The sequence below is a fragment of the Luteolibacter sp. Y139 genome (assembly GCF_038066715.1).
Taxonomy (GTDB): domain Bacteria; phylum Verrucomicrobiota; class Verrucomicrobiia; order Verrucomicrobiales; family Akkermansiaceae; genus Haloferula; species Haloferula soli.
The window spans coordinates 116,337-133,231 of sequence record NZ_JBBUKT010000010.1 but is presented as its reverse complement, the minus strand read 5'-3'; the positions used below and the strand labels follow the sequence as shown (position 1 = coordinate 133,231).

The 16,895-nt window shown below is 62.8% G+C and carries 16 protein-coding genes; 6 read left to right on the top strand and 10 right to left on the bottom strand.

All coding sequences use genetic code 11. From position 1 onward, the window contains the following. Positions 1–32: 32 nt before the first annotated feature. The 4 genes from WKV53_RS21870 to WKV53_RS21855 all read right to left on the bottom strand — a co-directional run bounded on the left by WKV53_RS21870 (position 33) and on the right by WKV53_RS21855 (position 6,105). Positions 33–1,709, bottom strand: coding sequence for a hypothetical protein (locus tag WKV53_RS21870; protein WP_341406941.1), 1,677 nt, complete (start codon positions 1,707–1,709; stop codon positions 33–35). Positions 1,710–1,802: 93 nt separating this feature from the next. Next, positions 1,803–2,441, bottom strand: coding sequence for a response regulator transcription factor (locus WKV53_RS21865; RefSeq protein ID WP_341406940.1), 639 nt, complete (start codon positions 2,439–2,441; stop codon positions 1,803–1,805). Continuing rightward, positions 2,438–5,329, bottom strand: a complete 2,892-nt coding sequence (locus tag WKV53_RS21860; RefSeq protein ID WP_341406939.1) for a PA14 domain-containing protein — start codon at positions 5,327–5,329, stop codon at positions 2,438–2,440. The genes WKV53_RS21865 and WKV53_RS21860 overlap by 4 nt, the downstream gene beginning before the upstream one ends. A 257-nt stretch (positions 5,330–5,586) precedes the next feature. Further along, positions 5,587–6,105 carry a hypothetical protein gene (locus WKV53_RS21855; RefSeq protein WP_341406938.1) on the bottom strand — a complete coding sequence of 173 codons (519 nt, stop codon included), beginning with the start codon at positions 6,103–6,105 and terminating at the stop codon, positions 5,587–5,589. A 107-nt stretch (positions 6,106–6,212) separates the two neighbouring features. On the opposite strand from WKV53_RS21855, the gene WKV53_RS21850 reads away from it, so the two are divergent. Further along, a complete protein-coding gene (locus WKV53_RS21850) occupies positions 6,213–7,019 on the top strand; it encodes a glycoside hydrolase N-terminal domain-containing protein (RefSeq protein WP_341406937.1) in 807 nt (268 codons plus the stop codon). A 236-nt stretch (positions 7,020–7,255) separates the two neighbouring features. Here the strand turns inward: WKV53_RS21850 and WKV53_RS21845 are convergent, their stop codons facing one another. From WKV53_RS21845 to truA, 4 genes are read right to left on the bottom strand one after another with little or no spacing between them, the layout of a single operon-like run. Beyond that, the gene (locus WKV53_RS21845) at positions 7,256–7,711 is read right to left on the bottom strand and encodes an ACT domain-containing protein (RefSeq protein ID WP_341406936.1); all 456 of its coding nucleotides are present in this window, start codon (positions 7,709–7,711) and stop codon (positions 7,256–7,258) included. A gap of 13 nt (positions 7,712–7,724) precedes the next feature. Then, positions 7,725–9,212, bottom strand: coding sequence for an ankyrin repeat domain-containing protein (locus WKV53_RS21840; RefSeq protein ID WP_341406935.1), 1,488 nt, complete (start codon positions 9,210–9,212; stop codon positions 7,725–7,727). A 24-nt stretch (positions 9,213–9,236) separates the two neighbouring features. After that, the gene (tsaA, locus tag WKV53_RS21835) at positions 9,237–9,935 is read right to left on the bottom strand and encodes a tRNA (N6-threonylcarbamoyladenosine(37)-N6)-methyltransferase TrmO (protein WP_341406934.1); all 699 of its coding nucleotides are present in this window, start codon (positions 9,933–9,935) and stop codon (positions 9,237–9,239) included. Between the two features lie 7 nt (positions 9,936–9,942). After that, positions 9,943–10,701 (bottom strand): tRNA pseudouridine(38-40) synthase TruA, encoded by a 759-nt coding sequence (truA, locus tag WKV53_RS21830; RefSeq protein ID WP_341406933.1) that lies wholly within the window; start codon positions 10,699–10,701, stop codon positions 9,943–9,945. A 234-nt stretch (positions 10,702–10,935) separates the two neighbouring features. Here truA and sucC point away from each other — a divergent pair, with 234 nt between their 5' ends. From sucC to sucD, 4 genes are read left to right on the top strand one after another with little or no spacing between them, the layout of a single operon-like run. After that, a complete protein-coding gene (sucC, locus tag WKV53_RS21825) occupies positions 10,936–12,117 on the top strand; it encodes an ADP-forming succinate--CoA ligase subunit beta (RefSeq protein ID WP_341406932.1) in 1,182 nt (393 codons plus the stop codon). Positions 12,118–12,138: 21 nt separating this feature from the next. After that, on the top strand, positions 12,139–12,552 hold the full coding sequence (locus WKV53_RS21820) for a VOC family protein (protein WP_341406931.1): 414 nt from the start codon (positions 12,139–12,141) through the stop codon (positions 12,550–12,552). 7 nt (positions 12,553–12,559) lie between these two features. Continuing rightward, the gene (locus WKV53_RS21815) at positions 12,560–12,937 is read left to right on the top strand and encodes a VOC family protein (RefSeq protein WP_341406930.1); all 378 of its coding nucleotides are present in this window, start codon (positions 12,560–12,562) and stop codon (positions 12,935–12,937) included. Positions 12,938–12,983: 46 nt separating this feature from the next. After that, entirely contained in the window at positions 12,984–13,880 is an 897-nt protein-coding gene (sucD, locus tag WKV53_RS21810) for a succinate--CoA ligase subunit alpha (RefSeq protein WP_341406929.1), read from the top strand. Between the two features lie 196 nt (positions 13,881–14,076). Here the strand turns inward: sucD and WKV53_RS21805 are convergent, their stop codons facing one another. Further along, positions 14,077–14,541: a tetratricopeptide repeat protein gene (locus WKV53_RS21805; RefSeq protein WP_341406928.1), complete on the bottom strand. Its 465-nt coding sequence runs from the start codon at positions 14,539–14,541 to the stop codon at positions 14,077–14,079. A gap of 62 nt (positions 14,542–14,603) precedes the next feature. Next, positions 14,604–14,771 (bottom strand): hypothetical protein, encoded by a 168-nt coding sequence (locus WKV53_RS21800; protein ID WP_341406927.1) that lies wholly within the window; start codon positions 14,769–14,771, stop codon positions 14,604–14,606. Between the two features lie 132 nt (positions 14,772–14,903). On the opposite strand from WKV53_RS21800, the gene dnaG reads away from it, so the two are divergent. Then, positions 14,904–16,778, top strand: coding sequence for a DNA primase (gene dnaG, locus WKV53_RS21795; RefSeq protein ID WP_341406926.1), 1,875 nt, complete (start codon positions 14,904–14,906; stop codon positions 16,776–16,778). Positions 16,779–16,895 lie beyond the last annotated feature (117 nt).

Here is a 16,895-nt window from a genome sequence, read left to right as displayed (position 1 = left end):
CGGGTTTTGTTTTCTCTGGGAGGGGGGAAATTCTAGGAACCGGGAGCCGCGGCTCCCGTCGTCTTGCCATCGTTGGAGGAGGACGATTTGTCGGCTTCGAAGGTGAAGATCACCGCGTCACGCGCTTCCTTGATCCGGATCTTGTTCTCGCCATCCATGCGCGAGACCTCACTGGAACCACAGGACAGCGTGTAGCCAAAGTCCTGGTGCCGGTAGCTAATCGCATGCTTGCCCACATCGGCGACTGGCACCTGCTTGTCCTTCGCCCATCCCAGCTCGAGCCCCCAATCCGAACGCGCGGACGCACCAGCCACCTCGATCGCCAGCTTTGCCGGATCACAGCGGAATCGCACCGCACCACCAGCAGCCAGATCACACGTGACCACCAGCGACTCCGTCCCGTTCTCCTGCACCGTCGGCACACCCTTCGTTCGCATCGGCTCCGATCCAGCGGTCACACCGCGGATCCCCGCAATGTCACCCGGCTTGCTCCAGTGGAAGCCATCCATCACCGGCAGCGTGTCGTACGTCGCCACCGGCGACGTCTCCACCTTCTCCAGATAGCGCTCCGGATAATCCTGGTTGAAAACATGCAGGTCGCGGATGCGCCATTGGTCGCCTTCCCAGCAGAGATTCACGCGGTAGAACTTGCTCTCGTACCAAATGCTGCGGTTCGGATCGCCCTTAGAGTCTTCCAGTGCCACCACCGCACTCGCTGGCGTGGTCTTGTAGGTATCGCGAAACCACTTCGCCGATTCGCGCAAGGTCTCTACCCGGATCTTCCGCTGATCGCGCAGCGCCGCCAGCTTCGCATACTGGTCGATCAATCCCGCCGACATCGCGGGCCATCCGAATGAATTCTCCTGCCCCGCCTGCATGTAGGAAAACGCGAGGCTCGGCTGCTTGAAATTCGTATCGAAGAACCAGTCCACCCACTTCTTGTCACCACCACCCGGACGATACACCGGCTCCAGCGTCACCACCCCTTGCCACGAGCTTCCGATTCCCTGGTCATACTGGTGCACCGGATCGCTGCCCAGCATCCGGAAGACCGGCACATTCAGCTGCTGCTCCGCCGTTTGCGCCGGCATGAAGGCATTCAGCCGGCTCGGATAATACGCCTGGTTCCAATACCCACCCCACAGCGTATAGCCATCCGTGCCGCTCTGGTCCTTGCAGTTGCATGCGGCCTCGATGCCATACTGGTCATGCAGGTAGTTCAGCGTCGGCGCATCGATGATCCAGCATCCCGCCGACTTCGGCAGCTTGCCGAAGACCTCCTTGAACTTCGCCATGTAGACATCCATCAGCTTCTTCCGCTCCTCCACCGGATAGCCGTGGGTGAAGCCCACGTTCACATGCCAGTCCCAGGGATAGCGGCCCCGCCACTTGAGGCCCGCTGCCTCCACCTGCGGCTGCACCACCTCGATCCACGCACCGACTTCATCGTCCGGCCCCATCTCGCGCTTCAGCAGCTCCGTATATTCCGGACGGATCAGCGCATCATACTGGATCAGCCACGTCGTCGGCAGCCGATGCTTCCGCGCCAGCTCGATCTGCTTTTGCACCGGCTCGACCAGATTGACCGGCCCACGCGGCTCCACACCGCGGATGAAGTTGATGACGTTGACAATGTCCGGACCACTCGCGCGCACCGGCCCGGAAAGGACCAGCAGGGCCGCGACCCACGTTTTGATTCGCAAATTCATTCCTAGAGGCGGCCGGATTTGGTCCCCGACCAATCCCGACTCTAGCCCCCTTCCCCGGTCTGCCTACCTGTCCAAGTGGAGAGAAAGCATCGGCTACTGCAGCCCCCGAAACTTCATCGCCGCCTCCGTCCGGTTGTGCACATGCAGCTTCGTATAAATGCTCCGCAAGTGCCACCGCACCGCCTCCACCGTCACGCCAAGACGACCCGCGATGTCCTTGTTGCACATCCCACTCGAAAGCAGCTCCAGCACCTCCGACTCCCGCCGCGACAAGGAATTCAATTCCTCGCTCTTCTGCTCCTGCTCGCTGAAAAACTGGATCACCTTCATCGCCACCCCACCGCTCATCGCACCACCGCCACGCCGCACCTCGCGGATCGCTGCGATCATCTCCTCCGGCGTCGAGCGCTTCAGCAGATAGCCATTCGCCCCCGCCCGCAGCGCGCTGAAAATCCGCACCGGATCCTCATAAACCGTCACCATCACGATCAGCACATCCGGCATCGTCTCACGCAGGCGCTTCACGCACTCGATGCCCGACATCCCCGGAAGCTGAATATCCATGATCACGATCGCCGGTGCCAGCTTCGGAAGCACCTTCAGTGCTTCCTCGCCCGTCGAGCAAGTAACCACGCACTCCAGATCGGGCTCCAGGTCGATGATCGTCTTCAGGGCATCGCGCGTCGTGTGGCTGTCTTCCACCACGGCTACCGCAGTCTTGGGTTCTTTCATAGGGGTCGTAAGGGAAGCATGAGGTTTACCATCGTCCCACCTTCGGATCTCGCAACGACTTCGCAATCGCCGCCTAGATCGCGCATTCGCTCGCGCATTCCAGCAATACCTTGGTGACCCGGGAGCGGCTTGCCGTCACCTGAGATCCCCGAGCCATCATCGGAGATACTGACAATCACCTTGTCCTGCTCCACCCGGATCACAAGGTCCACGCGACTCGCACCGGAGTGCTTGATGACATTGTTCAATGCCTCCTTGAACGCCAGCAGCAGCGATTGCCGCGAACGCGAGCCGAGTCGTCCACTGGGAATACTCACTGGCGTCACCGGACTGCACTCAATGCCGGCCGGCTTCAACAGCCGCTGCGCCTGCAGCCACAGATAGCCCGCCAGATCATCCACCGTGTCGTAATCGGGATTGATCGCCCACACGATCTCATCGAGCGCGGAAACCAGCGACCGCGAAACATCACCAAGCGTCCCGAGATACCCCGATTTCGCGGAAGCCTCCACGGCGGGATTCGCCATCAGCGATCCCAGCAAGCCGATCTCCGTAAGCCCGGCACCCAGTTCATCATGCAAGTCCCGCGCCACACGCGCCCGCTCCTGCTCCAGCGCCCGCTCGCTCTCCGCGTGTTCCTTCTTCGCGATCTCCTCGGCGAGCTGCGAAGTACGGCGCTTCACCACTCGCTGCAACCCCGTCACCCATCCAAGCACCAGCGCCAGCCCACCGAGCAACACCGCCACTAGTAGCAGCAGCTTCCGCGGCGTCCACCACGGCGGACTCGATACCAGTTGGAGCGATTGGCCTCCGGTCATCCGCAGCTCGAAGCTTCCCGGCCCCATCGTCAGCGGATCCGAGGTCGCCGCGAAATACACACCATCCACCTTGACCCGCGAGTCACGCGCAAAGGAAACCTCGCCAGCAGCACCCGCAGGCCCCGCCGCAAGAAAGCGCAGCGCCCCTGCCTCCAGTTCCAGCCTCCGTTCCCCCCCTTGGATCGTGTCGCTGATCACTCGCCCCTCCATTCGGATCAGATCCCCATCGAAGGACATGTCCGGAAGTTTCGATGGATCTGCCACCACCGGCTCCGGCAACGAACGATGATCCAGCACCCGCAATTCCGGATGAACGATCATTGGCGAGATCGTGCCGGTGCGCGCGAATCCGATCACCTCCACCTCATCACCCGGCTCGGCCCCTTGCGCGGAACTGCTCGCCAGCCGCAGCGTGTGGTCCCCCTCCGAAATCAACAGCGTGTCGGCATTCCTCGCCATCATCCGGCCTCGCAGGCGCACTCGATTCAGCGCGGTCGATTGCGAAGCGAACTTCCACAAGTCCGGCACCGTCATCAGCGGCACCTCGTCCGGATCACCAGGTGCCAGATCCACCACGGAAAGGCTGGCATTCCCTAACAGGAACACCCCGGGCAGCAGCCGCCCCATCTGCCGGTTCCAGCTCGTCGCAAACACCCCGCGCAATTTCAAGCGCGCGCCTAACAGATCCTTCGCCGTCTCCCGCAGCAGCTCCGCAGGCAGCGGGTAGTAGTCATTCGAATGAAGCACCGTGGTGCCATCGCGGGTCAGCAATTCCACCCGATCCGGCCACAAGGAAGTCACCACTCCTTCGATCTCCACCAGCTCGGCATCCAGGCTACCATTGAGAATCTCCTCCCAATTCGGACGGCGCGGCAGCGGCAAGGCCCCCGCTTCCTGGAAACGACATCGCTGCGCGATGACAATCGGCGAGAAATCGCCCGGCGCGGTGTGACCTTCCACGATCCATCGCTCGCCCGGCTCAGGCAGTGGATCCAGGGCCGGCGTTTCAGCGAGCACGAAGATCCCGCCGCTTTCATCCTGCAGCACCATCGAGCGGTAGTTCGCCATCGTCACCACCCCGTGCAGGATCACCGGCTGGAGCCGCGCCGCATCCTCTTGCCGCAGTTCCCGGACCTGCGCGGCCAGCGTGAGCTGCCGGGCAGGAGCCGCATCAGATGACTCGAAATGAATCTGCGCCGTCGCGAGCACACAGATGCCACCTTCATAGGCCACACCCTCCGCCTTGATCCGCCGCCCAATCAGCTTCCACGCATCCAGCCCCGCCGGATTCAGCACCGTGACCTCGGACCGCTTCTGGTCGGCAGACACCTCCAGCCGCAGATGCGATCCATCCATCGCCGCATACGTGATCGCCCCTTCGATCTCACGCCACGACGAGTTGGAAATCGGAAGCTTCCCGGGAAGCATTTTCCAAGCGGGCGGTGCGCCGTCGATCGCCAGCCGTGCCCCATCGTCACTCGTCAGCCGAAAGGTGTAGATGCCCTCGGCCGGCACCTCGATCTGCCCTGAAAACCGCAACGCCACCTCGCCCATTCCTTCGGCAGGCGTGACATCCATTTGCGCGACCACGCCCCGCTTGTCTCCGGCTCCGCTTGCCGGGATCTCCTCAAGCGAGCCGATCGCCTTCACGCGGAACCGCTCATAGCCCACCCCCGCAGCATCCCCATGGGAAAGCCATGCCTCCGGGATCACATCATGACTCCCCTCTGGCCCATCCACGCCAAGCTGCAAGGCCGAGGTCGCCAAGCCATTGAACCACTCAAGCTGAAACGGATGCTTCCCCTTGCTCAAAAACAACGACCCGCGTCGCTCGACCGGCGGATGCCTGCCATCGACTTCAATCAAATGACCGCTGCCACAATCCGTCTCGAAGCCGCGACGTACGAAACTGTTCGGCAGGAAATCCAGCGCGATGGTCCGGCCCGGCGCGATCTGTTCCCACGCATCAGGCGGAAGCTTCACGGCAAGAATCGCCGCTCCCGACTCATCCTCGATCGCCAGCCGATTCGAGACAGGATCTGCCACCAGCACGTTTCCCGAAATCGTCATGGCCTCACGAGACGCCTCATCCCCCGCCGGATGCTGCCCCAAATCCCGCAGCGGTAGCACCTCCGCCCGGCAAAACACGACGCTCAAAAACCCCAGCAAAACCCACACGGCCAGATCCCGCGATCGCCGCCGCCACGCCGGTTTTGAACTGACTCCTGTCACGCCCTCCTCGTTTGTCCCGCGCCGCCTTCGCATTCCCAACACCACGCTGCGACATTACCTCATTTCTCCACAAACGAGGAGGCCGGAATCGAATTTCACTGGCCCCCACCCCGCTGCCGCAGCAGCATTTTCCGCCGCATCTCATATTGAAGCCGCATCCCTTGGACAATGCGCGCGCGATTCATCTCCCAACGGAAGGCTTTCACCATGAACCACGCCGCCGCCGGAGCGAGGGCAATCCCCATCCACCAGGCTTCCGAGCGAAGCAGCGCGATGCCGATGACGAAGCCGACCAGACCGATTCCGAAGAGACCGCCCGTGGGCTCGGCGCGACGGCCCCTTTCATCGCGCGGATCCACACGAGCCTCATACTTCGCCCATGCCTCGTCGAGCTGCTTCAGGTCGCCTTGGATCAGGATCGCTTTCACGTTCCGCTCAATCCTCTTCGTCCGATCCTCGATTCCCTTCAGCTGCCGGGTATGCGTCGTTGCCTGATCCTGCACGATCTCAAGATGCGCATCGCAATAATTGCACGTCAGGTAACGGACACCTTCCGTGACAGGAAGAGTAGCTCCGCAGCCTTGGCAGCACAATTGACGGACGATCGTGTTCACAACGGGAAAGATTTCTCACGAACACCTCCCACGAGGCAATGGGAAATCCGGTGGCATCCTTGGAATCGCCCCCTTGCCAAGTCCGCCCTCGTCGCGCACATGAAGACATGCGCTGGACCGTCTTACTGCCGCTGCTCTGCCACTTCGCCATGGCGGAGGAAGTAACGTTCCCCTCGCCCTCCCCATCGCCGGAGCTGGATCTCCCGCTCGGCAACGGCGCGCTTTTCACCCGCATCAGCGGCGATACGAAATACGAGACCTTCCCCCTCTTCACCGATCTCGCCAAAGCGGAGCAACCCGCCGATCCAGAGAAGCCCGGCCTCAACTTTACCGGCACCTCACGCGCCGTCGTCACCCTCGACTGGCTCGACGACAAAGTCCCCGCCACCAATTACCAGCGCCGGCTCAACTTCGCGGACGGCACCTCCGTCATCACCTTCCAGCGCGGCGGAGCCGGCTTCACCTGGACCACCTTCATCTCGAAGCCCGACGACCTGCTGGTCCTGCACCTGCGCACCGACAAGCCCGGCTCCCTGAACTTCCGCGTGGAACTCGCTGCCAAGACCCGGAATGAAAATGGCCAGCGTGCCAAAGTCGAAGACCGCCGGATTCTCGCGGTCCAATACAACGACTTCGCTGCCCGCGCCTGGGTCTACCCCATGGAGTCCGAAGTCACCCCCGGCGAAAACGAGATCACCGTCAAAGGCGAAGGCGAAGCCCTCATCCTCCTCGCCGTCACCACCGACGCGACCAAAATCCCCCACCTCCCCGACCGCCTGAAAGCCCTCGCCGGCGAAGACCACCCCGACACCTTCGCCCTCTGGACGGGTCTGTTAGAACGCCATCGCGAAGCCTATCAAGCAGCCAACAAGGCCGCGACCCTCGCAGGCCATCTCGATGCAGTTCGCAAGTAAGGGACTGAATCATCGCATCACGGGTGAATCATCACATCCCCTCGGCAGCTTCTTATTCGTCGCAACGGAACGAGCCCCTCTTCGTCCCAACGGGACCTCTCCTTGGTCCCAACTGGACGCCCCCTTCTCCGTCCCAACGGGACGACTCATAAAAGCCCGGCACGCAGTGCCGGGTAGCACAGCCTCGGGCTTCGTCTCCCAACGGGAGACCTCATGCGGGGAACGGCTGAATCCTCCTACCTGCTCAACCCCTCCTGATACACCAGCTTGAATCCCGCCTGGTTCAGCACGCTCACCGCGAAGTCATAATCCTCCACATGCAGCGCCAGCAGCGTGTGCCCCTTCGGCGACGGCATCAGTGCATACGCGAAGTCGATATTCGTCTCCGCCACCATCAGCGTATCCAGCACCGGCAATAACTCCGGCCCCGACTCTCGCAGCGAAATCACCACCAGCTCACACGTCGTGTGCGGGATTCCCTTCTCCACGAAAATCTGCTCGGTCGCGTCCGGATCCGTCACCACCAGCCGCGCAATCGTCGCATCACGCGAGTCCTGAACGCTGATCCCCACCACCTCGATGGCGGAGGAACGCAGTAGCTTGACCAGTGAAGCGAGGGCTCCGGCACGGTTCGGGAGCAGCACGGAGAATTGCTTCACCGGGTTCCCCGGCTCGATCGTCTTTGCGGGCATGGATGGGAGTTGCTCAACCCCGCGGGCCGCGGAGCGGAACCGTTATTACCTCACCTTTGCTACGATTCTCAATAACCATTTGATTCGGCCGGACGGCCGTCACGACATACTCCGTCCCGTCCGCCCCCCGGAATTTCTGCCCGGCCCTGGCCACGAAATGCCTCCCCTGCCCGTCTTCCACCAGCGCCAGAGGGTCATGCGCGGTCGACTCCACACCCGAAATCAGCTCCCGCTTCCGGCCGTTCGCCGTGTCCTCCACCTCCACCACCGAGACCTCCGTCGCCCCACCCTCGTCCTTCAGATCCCGCATCCGGTGTTGGACCCGGATCACCTTCAGGCGCGTTCCCGGGATGGCTTCACCCTGCGGAACTTCCTTAACCCCGCCGCCAGAAAATCGCATCGTAGCCACCTCGCCCTTCACCGACTCCACCCGCAGCGGCAGGTCCGTCTGGCGATAGGCACGCATCACCACCGGCGACTTCGCGGCATCAGCCGGCGGATTCTTTCCAGCCTCCGGCGACTCAAGCACCACCCCGTCTAACATCGCAGGCGCAGCTTCATCCGGAGGCGTCCCGGCGGCACCGCCACCTTGGCCCGCTACCGGCGTGCCCGAGGGAAGGCCCTTCGATTTCACGGACTCCGGATTGGTAGGCTCCGCCCTCTTCTCCACCACCTTCGCCAGCATCTCCGCGCCAAGGTCCGCCGGCTCTTCCAGCGCGAATTCATCCTTCCGCGGCACTTCGGACAAGCGCAGCGCAAGCTCCTCATGCCCCGCCTCGCGTGCAATGTCGGCAGCGATCCGGCCCTCGTCATCCATCGAAAAACGGTTCGCACCGATCTCTAACAGCATGTCCACCGCCTCGATCTGCCCATTCTGCGCCGCCAGCATCAGCGGCGTGCGCCCATCGTCCATCCGCGCATAAATCGACGCACCATAGTTCGTCAGCGCATCGATCACCGACGCCTTGCCCTCCAGCGACGCGGCGAGCAGGGCATCATCCAGCTTCTCACGATCATAGGGAGCCAGCTCCCCGATCATGTCAGCACGGCCTTCGCGCACCGCCAGCATCAGCGGCTTGTAGCCCTGCCCATCCTTCTTTTGCGGATCAGCCTTTTGCGAAATCAGATAGCGCACCATCTCCGGCGTCCCGCGCATCACCGCCACCATCAGCGGCGTCCGCCCTTCAGCGCCCGTCACATCCACCGGGATCTTGCGATCGAGCAGGAAACTCGCGGACTTCTTCATCCCCGCACCCGCCGCAGCGTGGAGCGCCGTGTCTCCGTCCGCATTCTTCGTGTCGGCAGCGATTCCGTTGGCGATCAGCTTATCCAGCGCCTTCACGTCATCGCTCTCCGCCGCACGGAAGAAAGCCTCGGGCGTGAGATCGTAGCCGCTATCCTTCAGCTCCTTCTTCGCGGACTCCTCCCGGCTCTTGCAGTTCGTGAGGCAGAGGAATGGAGCCGTGCCGGCCAGCAGCAGCGCGAGGGGTTTCCCGTTCATGAACGGGAACTTAGTTCACTTATCTTAACCATTCAACCCCGAACCCGGCGCAGCTTCCACCGCCACGATCCGGCACTCATCCCCCTCGATCCGGAACTTCACATCCACCCCACAGAGCCCAGCCCCGTGCACCCGCCCAGGCTCATCCCGCCCCGCCGGCGGCCGAGGATCCAGCGACAGCGCTTCCACAATCACCCGCCGCGATCGCTCCGGCAGCCCGTCAAAGTCCGCAGTCTCAGAAGCCACCTTCAGCCGCTCCGGCTCATCCTGCGCAAACCCGCCCCGGGCCTCTGGCAAGGCCTCCGCATACGGAAGGTACGGCTTGATGTCGAAGACCGGCGTCCCGTCCACCAGATCGACCCCGCCTAACAACAACACATTCCCCTCCTTCTCCCGCCGCTCGATCCCATCCAGCCGCACCAGCGAAAGCCCCAGATTGTTCGGCCGGAAAGTCGACCGCGTCGCAAACACCCCGACCCGCTCATTCCCCCCCAGCCGCGGCGGCCGCACCGTCGGGCTCCACCCGCCCTTCGCCGTCAGGTGAAAGCCAAAGATCAGCCACAGATGGGAAAACCCCTCGATCCCCCGCAGCGCCTCCGCCTGCCGATACTCCGGCTCGAACACCAGCTCCCCCCAAGCGCTCGGGCACAACCCCGGCTGCCGCGGCACCGCAAATTTGCTGCCGAAGCACGTGCGCAGATGGGCGATCGGTTGGATTTCCATGGCTCGCTCACTCGTAACGCACCGACTCCAGATAAAGCCCATCTGCCGGCGCACAAAACGGACTCTTCCCCACCGGCAAACCCTTCGGCTGATCCAGATACTCCGCCAATTGATCGATCCGCAGCCGCCCCTGCGCCGCCTGCACCGCCGCCCCTGTCATCAGCCTCACCATCTTGTAAAGAAACCCCTCACCCGAATACCGCAGCCGCCACCCGAACTCGATCTCCTCCAGCTCCACCCGCGTCACGTTGCGAACATAGCTCGTCTCCTCGGTCTCATACCCCCGCTTCGCGCCAAACGCCTCGAAGTCATGCCGCCCTTCAAACAACGCCAGCGCCTCGCGCAACGTGAAAGGATCCAGTTGCCGTGGCAGATGCCAGGCCCGCCCCGCCCGGAACGGTGACAGCACCGGCTCCAGCGAAATGTCATACCGGTAGGTCTTCCCCACCGCCGAAAAGCGCGCATGAAAATCAGCCGCCACCTCCTCACAAGCCATCACCCGGATCGACCCCGGCAACTTCGTGTTCAGCGCCGGCACCCAGTTGAAGGGATTCATCGTCAGGTCATCCGGCGCATCGAAATGCGCCACCTGCGCCAGCGCATGCACCCCCGCATCCGTCCGCCCCGAACCATGCAAACGCACCGGCTGCTTCGCCGTCTCCGCGAGGGCCTTCTCAATCAAATCCTGCACGGTGTTCCCACCGGCCTGGGACTGCCACCCCTCGATATCGCGGCCATCATAGGCGATGATCAATTTCAGACGCACCGCCGCAGCCTGCCTGTTGGAGTTTCCCGGTCAATCCCGCCCCGTCGATGAACCGCTCTTCACCATCCAATTCGCCACCCTCATACCAGCACGTTTCCACCCCGGATTCCCCCGGATTCCTTGTCCGAAATTGCCGCTTCCCATGCCCTTCCCGCACCATTTCCCCCACCTCCGGCCTTTTCCTTGACCCTCCCCGCTCGTCCCTTAGCGTCGCCGCGATTTTCCGACGGCCCCATGAACATCCACGAATACCAGGCGAAGGAGCTTTTCGACCGCTTCCAAGTGCCAAGCCCGCAAGGCAAGGTCGCTTCCACCCCCGAAGAAGCCGCCGCCGCCGCGAAGGAATTCGCCGGTGCCAAGCTCGTCATCAAGGCCCAGGTGCACGCCGGTGGCCGTGGCAAGGGCCACTTCAAGAATGGCTTCCAAGGCGGTGTCCACCTCATCGAATCGCCCGAGCAAGCCGCCGAGCTTGCCGGCAAGATGATCAATGAAACCCTCGTGACCGTGCAGACCGGCGAAGCCGGCAAGCTGGTCCGCAAGGTGATGGTCGCCGAGGCCGTCGACATCACCCACGAATACTACCTCGCCATCCTCATGGACCGCGCCACCTGTCGCCCGGTCATCGTCGCCTCCACCGAAGGCGGCATGAGCATCGAGGACGTCGCGCACAACACGCCGGAAAAGATCATCCGTCAGTTCGTCCACCCTCTTCTCGGCCTCCAGGGCTACGAGATCCGCAAGCTCTCCGCCGCCCTGGGCCTCTCCGGCGACCTCGGCAAGCAATTCGGCAAGCTGCTCTCGAACCTCTACAAGCTCTTCGTCTCGCTCGATTGCTCGATGCTTGAGATCAATCCGCTCGTCACCACTCCCGATGGCCGCGTGCTCGCGCTCGATGCCAAGTTCGGCTTCGATGACAATGCGCTCTTCCGCCACCCGGAGATCGTCGCCATGCGAGACAAGGAAGAGGAAGACCCCCGCGAAGTCGCCGCTTCCGAATACGATCTCAACTACATCGGCCTCGATGGCAACATCGCCTGCCTCGTCAATGGTGCCGGCCTCGCGATGGCCACCATGGACATCATCAAGCACTACGGTGGCGAACCGGCCAACTTCCTCGACGTGGGTGGTGGCGCTTCCAAGGAGCAGGTCACCGCGGCCTTCAAGATCATCCTCGGCGACCCGCAGGTGAAGGGCATCCTCATCAATATCTTCGGCGGCATCATGGACTGCAACGTCATCGCCGAAGGCGTGATCGCCGCAGCCAAGGAAACCGGCCTGCCCATCCCGCTCGTCGTCCGCCTCGAAGGCAACAACGTCGACGCTGGCAAGGCCACCCTCGACGCCAGCGGCCTGAACATCGTCTCCGCCAGCACCATGGCGGACGGTGCCCAAAAGATCGTGGCAGCCGTCGCCTGACGCGCTTACCGGTATCCCGCCATGAACAAAATCGGCATTAAAGAAGCAGGTTTCACGGGATATCCAGCCCTCGACATCGAGGAGACGCGCAAATTCTACCGCGACATCATCGGCCTCAAGGAAGGCATGGTCTTCGAACATGAAGGCAAGGCCGGCTGGGTCGAATTCGAGATCCCCGGCGGCCATACCCTCGCCATCGCCCAGGCCAATGACCAATGGCAGCCCAATGCGGGCGGCGGTGGTCTGGCCTTCGAACTCGAGGACCTCGATATCGCTCTCGAGAAGCTCGCCGCCGCAGGCGTGAAGATCATCCTGCCCGCGCAAGACTTCCCCGTCTGCCGCATGGCCCTGATCGCCGATCCCAGCGGCAATACCGTGGCCCTTCACCAGAAGAAGCCGAACCACCCCGAGTGCTCGGGCTCGTGCTCGCACTGACGCTGCCATGAAAGTCACCGAAATCGCATTCTCCTGCTACCCGGTCACTGACATGGCGCGGTCCATCGCCTTCTATGAAGGCATCCTCGGACTGACCAAGACGATGGATCACCAGATGGAGGACGGCAGCGGCCACTGGGTCGAGTTCGACATCGGCGCGGGCACGCTCAGCCTCGGCAAGACTCCCGGCTGGGCCCCCAGCCCTGCGGGCTGCACCGTCGGGTTGGAAGTCGATGACTTCGACGCCGCCGTAGCACGGGTCAAAGCCGCGGGTGTCACCATCAATATGGGCCCCATCGAAACTCCGGTCTGCCATATGCTCATGATCGCAGATCCCGACGGCAGCCCGCTCATCATTCACAAGCGCAAGCCCGGCCACGGCTGAGTGCTCCTGCTGAAAACTGAATACTGACACCTAGCAAACTTTCCCCATGGCCATCCTCGTTGACGAAAATACCAAGCTCCTCGTGCAGGGCATCACCGGCAGCTTCGGCGCACGCCACGCGCAGTTGTCCCTCGACTACGGCACCAAGCTCGTCGCCGGCGTCACGCCCGGCAAGGCTGGCCAGAAGTTCGCGAACGTCGTGCCGATCTTCGACACCGTCGAGCAGGCCGTGACGGAAACCGGCGCCACCGCCTCCGCCATCTTCGTCCCGCCGCCATTCGCGGCCGATGCCATCCTGGAAGCCGTCGACGCAGGCGTGGAGCTCGTCGTCTGCATCACCGAGGGCATCCCCGTCATGGACATGATGCGCGTGAAGGAAGCCATGCGCGGCTCCAAGTCCCGCCTCATCGGCCCGAATTGCCCCGGCCTCGTCACTCCCGGCCTCGGCGAGAAATCCCACGGCGGCTGCCGCATCGGCATCACCCCCAGCCAGATCTGCAAGCGCGGCAATGTCGGCGTCGTCTCCCGCTCCGGCACCCTCACCTATGAGGCCGTGTTCCAGCTCACCCAGCTCGGCTACGGCCAGAGCACGCTCGTCGGCATCGGCGGCGACCCGATCAATGGCACCAGCCACCTCGACGTGCTGGAAATGTTCAACAACGACCCCGAGACCGAAGCCATCATCCTGATCGGCGAAATCGGCGGCACCGCCGAAGTTGAAGCCGCCCGCTGGGCCAAGGAAAACTGCAAGAAGCCCATCGCCGGCTTCATCGCCGGTGCCACCGCACCTCCAGGACGCCGCATGGGCCACGCCGGCGCCATCGTTGGCGGCGAAGAAGACACCGCCCAGGCCAAGAAGCGCATCCTCGCCGAGTGCGGCATCGCCGTCGCCGAAACCCCCAGCGACATGGCGACGACCCTTCTCGCCCGCTGGGGCAAATAAGCCTCCGCATCAGCGTCCATTCTCAAGAAGCCCGCTCCTCCCAAGGTGCGGGCTTTTTTTGCGCAATTTCTCCAGGTCCCAACGGGACCACTCATAAAAGCCCCGCACGAAGTGCGGGGTTCGGCCACATAGCACGTCCGTGTCCTGAAGGGACACCTCATGCGGGCAACGGCCAGAGCCACCTCAACAAATCCCGTCACTTCTTATGCAGCGCCGCCAGATCCGTATCCTCCTGCGCCGACTCCCGTAGCGACTCATCCATCTCGAACGCCCGCTCCAAGTGCGACTCAGCCCGCTTCCGATCCCCTAACACCGCTAGGTAACAAGCGATGTTGTAATGAAACAGCGGATCCTCGATCAGCGTCGCCGGCCCCCGCAGCAGCCAATCCCGAGCCGCCAACGTATCCCCGGTCTCATGCAGGCAATACGCCGCATGGATGAAAAAACGCGCCTCCTTCGGCTCCTTCAGACACAGCAGCCGCCCTGTATCCGCTGCCGCATTCCAGCGGTGAGACTCCATCTCAGCGATCAGCCGCAGCTCCAGCGCGTGGCGGCGCATCCGGTCCCTCGCGGATAGCGAGGCGAGTTCCGACAAGGCCTCCTCCGGTAAACCCAGTTCCAGCCAGCCCAGCGCGGACCTCATTACTTGGAGGTCGTCCATTACCGGAACGCTAAACGATGCGTTCCGGCAAGGCAACCTCCCATTTCAAACGTCACACTCGCTCAACGACCGGCTCGGACCCGGACAGGCTCCAGTTCAGGAGTTTTGGAGAATTTCGCCGCGCCTTCCCCCACCCGCTTCAGCAGCGCGATCAGGTAGGCATTCAGGAAATATTCCTTCAACAGCAATTGCCGGGTTTCACCCTTGGCGTTCTTGCGGACGACTTTCATATCAGTTTTTGAGTTCGATCCCCGAAGGGATTCCTTCGATCAAAGCGAACCTGCACCGGGGTTTTGTCCCCGCATCCGAAAAGTTAGGCATGCGCGCTTTTGATTTCCCCTGGGCACGCTTTACTCACCCGCGTGTCGCAGATTTCCCGCGAAACCACCGAACAGATCCTCGCCGCCACGGACATCGTGGATGTGATCGGATCCTATATCGAGGTGAAGCGGACCGGCCCCGCCTACAAGGCGCTCTGCCCCTTCCACAGCGAGAAAACGCCGTCCTTCAACATCAATCAGGCCCGCCAGTTCTTCCACTGCTTCGGCTGCGGCAAGAGCGGTGACGCCATCACCTTCGTCCGCGAATACGAGAACCTCACCTTCGCCGACGCCGTGAAGAAACTCGGCGCCCGCGCCGGCATCGCCGTCGTCGAGGAAGCACCCGATCCGAAGGAAGACCGCGCCCGCCGTCAACGCGGACGCCTTCTCGACCTCCACCGCGAGGTCGCCCGCTACCTCCACGAAATGCTCTTCACCCGCGAGGCGACCCACGCCCGCGACTACCTGAAGTCCCGCGGCTTCGGCAAGGACATGGCGGTCAATTGGCAGGTCGGCTGGATGCCCGAAAACCCCGAGACCTTCCTCAGTTGGGCCCGCACCCAGAACTTCAAGCGCGGCGAGTGGATCGAAGCCGGCATCTTCGTGGAAAAGGATCGCGGCGGCATCTACGTCCGCTTCCGCGACCGCCTCATGTTCCCCATCCGGAATGAGCACGGCGACGTCATCGCCTTCACCGCCCGCCAGCTCCGCCACGACCCGAACAGCGGCAAGTACATCAACTCCCCGGAAACCGCCCTCTTCAAGAAATCGAAGGTCCTGTTCGCCCTCGACCGCGCTCGGAAATCCATTCTCACCGAGCAAGCCGTCCTCATCTGCGAGGGTCAGCTCGATGCCATCTCCTGCCACGAGCAGGGCATTACCCACGTCATCGCCACCGGCGGCACCGCCTTCACCCCAGACCACGCCAAGCTCCTGCGCCGCTACGCCAAGAAGGCCCTCCTCTGCTTCGACGCGGACAAGGCCGGCATCGAGGCCACCGAGAAGGCCTTTCGCGTCCTCGCGGCAGAAGGCCTTCCCGTCCGCGTCGTCCGCATGCCCGCAGGCGAAGACCCGGATTCCTTCATGCAGAAGCACGGTGCCGAGGCCTTCCGCGAAGTGCTGGGGAACGCCGTGGACTTCTTCGACTTCAAGATCGACCGCGCCTCCGCCGCCGGCCTCCTCGCCGACCCGCAGCAACGTCTGGAATTCGCCAAGGAATGCACATCCTTGCTCTCCTTGATCCCGGATGCCGTCATCCGCGAGGGCATGATCCAGCACGTCGGCACCCGCCTGAAGGCTGGCACGATCGAGCTCCGTGACGCCGTCTTCCGCACGGCCCGCGCGGCGAAGAACAAGCCCCCGCCCATCGATCGCAACGCAGCCCCGCAACCGGAAAAGATCGAGGGCATGCCCATCGATTCCACCGTCTCCTATCTCTGCGGCTTGGCCCTTCACTCGGGCGCGGCACAGGAATGGCTCGCCGAGCAATTTGAGCCGATCCACGAGGCCGCCGAGTTCCTGGAAGGTGTGCCTCTTCTGGAAGAAATTCTCTCCGCACGCCCCGACCCCACCTCGCACGTCTCGGTGAATGCCTTCATCGCCAGCCTTTCCGAACCGCAACGGCTTGCCCTGACCTCCGACCCCACCTTCCACGACGACCCGCCCGAAAATGCCGTGACTGCCGCGGAAGAGGCTCTCGCCGAAATCGGAGCGAAAGCACTGCACCAACGCGGCGCGGCGATCGACGCGCGCCTGAACCAACCCGGCCTTCAACCCGGCGAAATCAACCGCCTTCTCAACGAAACAAAGTTGGTCGCCGAACTGCTCAAAGGTGTAAGACAGCGCTTCGTTTTCAGTGACCGTTTCGCCCCGAAACCCAAGCCTCCCTTCAAGCCGTTTCCGCGTAAAACTCACTAACCCTCAAGGCCCGAAAACAATCCTTGACGGGTACGGGGATGCCCCGAATATTCCCGCCCGCTTCGGACCTAGGCCCGTTGCGCCTATAATGGGTGATTTTTGTCCCGAATTACCCTT

Coding starts and splice junctions, on each gene's coding strand:
- WKV53_RS21850 (WP_341406937.1), top strand. CDS start 6,213: ATGCGCTGGACCGTCTTACTGCCGCTGCTCTGCCACTTCGCCATGGCG.
- WKV53_RS21845 (WP_341406936.1), bottom strand. CDS start 7,711: ATGCCCGCAAAGACGATCGAGCCGGGGAACCCGGTGAAGCAATTCTCC.
- sucD (WP_341406929.1), top strand. CDS start 12,984: ATGGCCATCCTCGTTGACGAAAATACCAAGCTCCTCGTGCAGGGCATC.
- sucC (WP_341406932.1), top strand. CDS start 10,936: ATGAACATCCACGAATACCAGGCGAAGGAGCTTTTCGACCGCTTCCAA.
- WKV53_RS21870 (WP_341406941.1), bottom strand. CDS start 1,709: ATGAATTTGCGAATCAAAACGTGGGTCGCGGCCCTGCTGGTCCTTTCC.
- WKV53_RS21820 (WP_341406931.1), top strand. CDS start 12,139: ATGAACAAAATCGGCATTAAAGAAGCAGGTTTCACGGGATATCCAGCC.
- WKV53_RS21840 (WP_341406935.1), bottom strand. CDS start 9,212: ATGAACGGGAAACCCCTCGCGCTGCTGCTGGCCGGCACGGCTCCATTC.
- WKV53_RS21860 (WP_341406939.1), bottom strand. CDS start 5,329: ATGACGATTTCGGGAAACGTGCTGGTGGCAGATCCTGTCTCGAATCGG.
- WKV53_RS21815 (WP_341406930.1), top strand. CDS start 12,560: ATGAAAGTCACCGAAATCGCATTCTCCTGCTACCCGGTCACTGACATG.
- WKV53_RS21865 (WP_341406940.1), bottom strand. CDS start 2,441: ATGAAAGAACCCAAGACTGCGGTAGCCGTGGTGGAAGACAGCCACACG.
- tsaA (WP_341406934.1), bottom strand. CDS start 9,935: ATGGAAATCCAACCGATCGCCCATCTGCGCACGTGCTTCGGCAGCAAA.
- WKV53_RS21805 (WP_341406928.1), bottom strand. CDS start 14,541: ATGGACGACCTCCAAGTAATGAGGTCCGCGCTGGGCTGGCTGGAACTG.
- WKV53_RS21800 (WP_341406927.1), bottom strand. CDS start 14,771: ATGAAAGTCGTCCGCAAGAACGCCAAGGGTGAAACCCGGCAATTGCTG.